The following is a 6,065-nucleotide window of genomic DNA, read 5'->3' on the forward strand; positions in this document are numbered from 1 at the left end:
CGATACCTCTGATCAACCTACGTATTTTTGACCTCCTATTTTGACTTAGATCAACGAACGGACTGGGACAAAGCAGTCCCAATCCCGGCCGTGCGAGTTTTCGCCGAAGTAGCATCGTCAGGCTCGCAAACGTCGATAGGCTACTGCTAGGCGTGGCAGTGTGCGCCACGGTCCAAGCGCAAGGAGGAAGCCATGATAAATCTGAAAGCTCTTGGCGCGGTCGTTATTGCGGCATCCGTCCTGTCCAGTTCTGCTGCACTGGCGCAGGCGGCCCTCTCCAATCCGGACGAATGCCAAGCTGAATTCGCCAGCTGCACGGGTCTTGGAACCGGGAATACCCCCACCGGCTATCGATATGGGCAATCAACTCGGCGAACGGCATATCGCCAGCCGGCGGCGGCGGGCACTACCGTCGGCAGCTGGGGCAATTCCTACGCTGCCATGTCCGGCGAGATGGGCTGGCACGGCAACTGGAACACCTACGCCGCTCGCAACGGCATCGTCTGCCGGCCCGGAACCTATTTCAAGGGTGCTGACGGTCTGCGGCATCTCTGCCAATAGGTCCTCCGCTCCGAGGCAAAATCAGACGGCCCCAAATGGGCCGTCTGTTTCATTCCGGAGAGCGGGTCTCGTCCTGAGTGGGTCAGCATGGAGGCAGGCAGGCGCTTGTCTGCCAGCTGATGACCGCTTCTGGCCCGCAGCCAAACAACGCTCAAGCATTTGCCACGTCCGCTGTCGCTGTCAGCAGTAGGTCGGACATCGGCCTGCGCAGGTCCACACTGCCGCCTTTGACCCGAAGGAGACCTTAAGCTTCGGGCAACTTCAGAATTGGACGGTTTTCGGAAAGCCGTCTGGGAACCAAAACGGCGTGTCCGTCCCCCGTTGCCAGAGTTGCTCGAATTCAATGGCCGTAATGAGATTGAGCGGAATGCTGCGCACGGTCTCGATGAATGGACCTTCCACGAGCGATGGACATCTGTTCCCCTTCCGCTCCTCAAGCGCGATGCTGTTGCGCTCAATGCGACCGTCAGCGAAGACGTCAACCGTGCGCAAGACAACATCCGCTACGGTGTCGACCTCGTAATAGATCCAAGTCGGCTCGTCTGGATGCACGTTAGGATCGGGCCAACGACCACCGTAACACTTGATGCTATTCAGGTCTGGGGTCGAGTGGTTTGTCATTTTCGTCAGCCTTGGCGGTCTCCGGTAGGGGAGGCGCCCTCTGTTATATCCGGCCTGGCCTGTGATGCCTGTTGGCCCAAGGCCGACATGCAGTCATGTCGGCTTCAAAGTCGCCTTCTGAGAGCAAAGCGGACGCGACGAATTTATGAGTGCACGCCCTAGCTGCGCTCTACTCGTTCCGCGCGATCGCGGTCAGCTTGGTCATGTTCCGCAGCAGGATGCGGCCGCGCTGGAGATCGAGGATGGCTTCCTTGCGCCAGGCCTGGAGCTGGCGGTTGACGCTCTCGCGGGCCGCGCCGACGAAAACGCCGAGCTGTTCCTGCGAGATGTGCACCTCGGAGCCGAAATCGGCGGCGAGCGCGCACAGCCGCCGCGCCAGCCGCACCGGCAGCGGTTGCAGCATGGATTCTTCCATGCGCTCGCTCTGCCAGCGGATGYGCTGACAGAGCAGCGCGATGATCTTGATCGCGACCTTAGGCTCCCGCTCGAGGAAGGCGAGGAAATCTTCGCGCCGCAGCACGAACAGCTCGCTGACCTCGCCTGCTGTCGCGTCCGCGGTGCGGCTCTGGCTGTCCAGCACCGCAACCTCGCCGAACAGGTCGCCGGGACCCATGAAGTTCAGCGTCAGCCGGCTGCCGTCGGAGGCGCCGGTCTCGATGCGGACTTGGCCACGGCGCACGCCGAACAGCGCGTCGCCCGGATCACCCTTCTGGAACAGCACCTCGCCGTTCGCCAGATGCTGGGTGTGGCAAAGATTGGACAGCCGCTGGAGCTCGTCCGTGCCGAGATCGGCGAACATCGGGTTCATTTTCAGAATGACCGCAAATTCGGCCTGCTTGCTCATTTCAATTCCCTCGGCAATACCCTTGGAAACATCAACATCATGAACTCACCATGGAGAAGTGTGTCACAAGTCACATAACTTTGCAGCATCCCCTGTTTATTTTTGGCCGCTTGGAGCGGTTTCCCGTCCCGGGATAGACTGACGGGCAATGGCGGGTCATGCGCCCGGCCGGGTTCGACGCCGCTGTCCCTGTTTGGAAAGTCGACATGAGAATAGTGAAATTCGCCGGCGCTGCGGTCGCCGCCGTGATCGCCGTCATCGCACTTCTCCTGGTGATCGGAATCCCGTCGGGTTTCCTGACCGCGACGATTGCGTCGCGGGTCGAGAACGCAACCGGTTACCGCCTGTCGATCGACGGCACCACCAGGATCAGCCTGTGGCCGACGCTGAACGTGACGCTGAACGACCTCACGCTCCAGGACGCCAAGGATCGCAGCGGCATCACGCGCCTGACGATCGACAGCGTGCAGGCCGACATGTCGCTCTCCAGCGCGTGGTCGGGCCGGCCGAAGATCACCGAGCTGGTCATCACCCATCCCGTGCTCTACCAGCCGCTGCTGCGCGAGCGCCTGCCGAACGCCGAAGCGTCGCCCAAGCTGCTCGCGCCTGACATGGATGGCGTGACCATCGAGCGCATCAAGGTCATCGACGGCGAAGTCGCCTTCGCCCGCGTGCGCGACCGCACCGAGAGCCGCATCAGCGCCATCAATGCCGACGCCGTCACCGGCCGCGACCGCAACGTCAACATCACCGGCACTGCGCGCGTCGGCGAGCATCCGACCAAATTCGACATCAAGGCCGTCACGCCCGCACCGCCGACCGATCGGCCGACGATCCCGGTCGATTTCGCCATCGACATGCCCGACGTGCTGAAATCCCAGCTCTCCGGCCATGCCGAGATGCGGCTCAACGGTTCCGTCGTGATGATCAACAGCGTCAATGGCTCGCTTGGCGATGGCGCGTTCAACGGCTGGGCCTCGGTCGACATCGCGAGCAAGCCGCTGGTCAAGGTCGATCTCGACTTCCAGCGGCTGACGATTCCGCTGGCGAAGTCGCCCGACGGTGCATCTGGGCAGCCCTGGAGCAACGCGCCGATCGACGTCTCCGGGCTCAATTATGTCGATGCGCAAATCAGGATATCGGCGAACGAAGCCGTCATCGGCGAGGCGCGCCTTGCGCCGCTCGCACTCGATGCAAAGCTCGCCGGCGGCGTGCTGAAGGCCGGCACCGCCAATCTCGGCGCCTATGGCGGCCAGGTCTCGGGCGAAATGATCCTGGATGCGACCAGCGGCGCACCGAGCTTCGCCATGCATTCCGACCTCACCGGCGTGCGCGCGCTGCCGCTGCTCAAGGGCCTTGCCGAATTCGACCGGATCGACGGCAAGCTGCAAGCCAAGCTCGCACTGCGCAGCGCCGGCACCAGCCAGCGCGCGCTGATGACCAACATGCAGGGCACCGCCTTCGTCAATTTCCAGGACGGCGCCATCCGCGGCATCAATGTCGCGCAGATGATCCGTTCGCTCACGACAGGCACGCTGTCCGGCTGGCAAGAGAACCAGAACCCCAGCCAGGAGCAGAGCACGGATTTGTCGCAGCTCTCCGCCTCCTTCCGCGTCGACAAGGGGCAGGCTGTGACGACCGATCTCAATTTGATCGGGCCGCTGGTGCGCGTGACCGGCGCCGGTACGATCGCACTCGACACCAAGATGATGGGCTTTCGCGTCGAGCCGAAGCTCGTGATGACGACCGAAGGCCAGGGCCGCACCTCCGAGCCGGTCGGCTTCGGCATCCCCGTGATGATCCAGGGCTCCTGGTCGCAGCCGCGGATCTATCCGGACATGGCCGGCATGCTCGACAATCCGGACGCCGCCTATGCCAAGCTGCGCGACATGGGCAAAGGCCTGTTCGGGCCGGACGGCGCCGGGCTCGGCAATATCCTTGGCAATCTCGGGCTCGGCGGCGCCGCGCCGGGTGGCGGTACCGCCCCAGGCAATGCCAATCCGCAAACGCAGCAGCCGGGGCAGAACAATCTGCTCGGCGGCCCGCTGGGCGAGGCGCTCGGCAACCTGATCCAGCAGGGGCTCTCCGGCGGCGCTGCAACCGGCACTGGCACGGGCACCAGCACTGGTGGTACCGGCCGCAGCCGCAGCCTGCCCGCAACGCCGTCGACCCCGGCGCCGCAGGCCTCGCCCGCGTCTCCCGCCCAGGACGACCCGCCGGCCGCACAGCAGGACAGCCAGCCGATGAACGACGTGCTGCGGCAGCTCTTCAATCGGTGATCGACGGAGCTTGCGTCCTGCGACAATTCACCACCCGGCCGGCCCGTCAGGCGTTCCACGGCGGGTAACCACGTCGGCCGCTCCGCCGGTCCCCCGGCCCAAATTGTGGTAGAAGTGCGGTCGGGCCCGTACGGCCCGTAGCGCGCAGCGTCGATGGCGGCGCGAGAGGATCCGGATGGCAGGGGCGACCGACAAGACCAGGTTTCTGCGCGAGGGCTTGTTCGCCAAATACGTCGTCTCCCTCGTCGGCCTCGTCGTGTTCGTGCTCGCCGTCAACGGCGCGATGGAGACCTGGATCTCCTACCGCGCCACCAAGACACAGCTGACCGACGGTCTGGAGGACAAGGCGCAGGCCGCCGCGCGGCGCATCGAGCAATCGGTCTCCGAACTCGAGCGCCAGATCAGTTGGGTGACGCGGGCAAGCCAGGACACCCTTGAGAAGCGCCGCGCCGACTACGCCCAGCTCCTGCACCAGGTCGCCGTCGTCACCCAATTGTACCAGCTCAATGGCGAGGGCCGCGAGGTGCTGCGCGTCTCGCGCCAGTCGACCACGACCGGCGGCAACGCCGACCTCTCCCGCGACATGCGCTTCACCGACACCGTCGCCCGCGGCGTCAGCTACGCGCCGGCCTATTTCGTCGATCAAAGGCCGGTCATGTCGATCTCGGTGGCGCATTCCGGCTTCAACGCCGGCGTCACCGTGGCCGAGATCGATCTCAGCTTCCTCTCCGACTCCCTGTCCGATGCCCAGGTCGGCAAGGCCGCCTTCGCCTATGTCGTGGATCCGCGCGGCCGCGTGCTCGCGGCGTCGCCGAGGGGGCCCGACATCGGCAAGGACCTGTCGAAGCTGCCGCAGGTCGCCGCCGCCATCGCGCCCGGCCGCGCGCCCGACACGTCCGGCACCGACTTCAACGGCCATTCGGTGCTGACCGCCGCGAGCGTCGTGCCGAAACTCGGCTGGAGCGTGCTGTTCGAACAGCCGACCACCCAGGCGCTGACGCCGATCCGCGACCAGCTCGTGCGCATCGCGCTGCTGATCGGCATGGGCCTGATGGTCGCGATCCTCGCGGGCACGCTGCTCGCCCGCCGCATGATCATCCCGATCACCGCGCTGCGCGACGGCGCGCACAAGCTCGGCGAAGGCGACTTCAGCCATCGCATCGAGGTGCACACCTCCGACGAGCTGGAAGACCTTGCCGGACAGTTCAACCGCATGGCCGGCCAGATCCAGGAGACCTATTCGGACCTGGAGACCAAGGTCGAGGAACGCACGCGCGATCTCGCGCAGTCGATCAACGAGCTCAAGGTGCTGGAAGAGGTCGGCCGCGCGGTCGCCTCCTCGCTCGATCTCAACGCCGTGCTGCCGACGATCGCGGCGCGCGCGATCGAGATCACCCATGCCGATGCGGTGGTGATCTACGGCTACGATGCCGAAACGCGCCGGTTCAACCTGGTCGAAGCCAGCGGCATCGACAAATCGGCCGAAGGCGCCCATGTCACGATCGACGAGGGCCAGAACATCCTGAGCGATGCGGCGGCGAGCTGCGAGCCGATCGCGCTTCCCGATCTCGACCAGGCCGCCGAGCAGCCGCTGCGGGACGCCGCGATCGAAGCCGGCTTCCACGCGGTGCTGGTGGTGCCGCTGGTGGACCAGCAGGGCACGCTCGGCTCGCTGGTGGTGCTGCGCCGCGCCAGCGGCGAGTTCGAAAGCAGCGTCACCGCCTTGATGCGCACCTTCGCGCACCAGGCGGTGCTGGCGA

The 6,065-nt window shown here is 65.1% G+C and carries 5 protein-coding genes; 3 read left to right on the plus strand and 2 right to left on the minus strand.

Annotated elements, in window-relative coordinates:
* The first annotated feature begins 192 nt into the window (after window positions 1–192).
* Window positions 193–561, plus strand: a complete 369-nt coding sequence (locus tag ACXJL8_RS30975; protein ID WP_456622343.1) for a hypothetical protein — start codon at window positions 193–195, stop codon at window positions 559–561.
* Between the two features lie 261 nt (window positions 562–822).
* On the opposite strand, the gene ACXJL8_RS30980 is transcribed toward ACXJL8_RS30975, so the two are convergent.
* Entirely contained in the window at window positions 823–1,113 is a 291-nt protein-coding gene (locus ACXJL8_RS30980) for a DUF6881 domain-containing protein (protein ID WP_456686148.1), read from the minus strand.
* A 238-nt stretch (window positions 1,114–1,351) separates the two neighbouring features.
* Window positions 1,352–2,026 carry a Crp/Fnr family transcriptional regulator gene (locus ACXJL8_RS30985; protein WP_456686149.1) on the minus strand — a complete coding sequence of 225 codons (675 nt, stop codon included), beginning with the start codon at window positions 2,024–2,026 and terminating at the stop codon, window positions 1,352–1,354.
* A gap of 206 nt (window positions 2,027–2,232) precedes the next feature.
* Between ACXJL8_RS30985 and ACXJL8_RS30990 the strand changes: the two genes are divergently transcribed.
* Both ACXJL8_RS30990 and ACXJL8_RS30995 read left to right on the plus strand, forming a co-directional pair.
* A complete protein-coding gene (locus ACXJL8_RS30990; protein WP_456622340.1) occupies window positions 2,233–4,305 on the plus strand; it encodes an AsmA family protein in 2,073 nt (690 codons plus the stop codon).
* Window positions 4,306–4,480: 175 nt separating this feature from the next.
* Window positions 4,481–6,065, plus strand: a 1,585-nt coding sequence (locus ACXJL8_RS30995) for a cache domain-containing protein (RefSeq protein WP_456686150.1), incomplete at its 3' end; no start/stop codon positions are given.

The organism is Bradyrhizobium sp. P5_C11_2, from assembly GCF_054049755.1.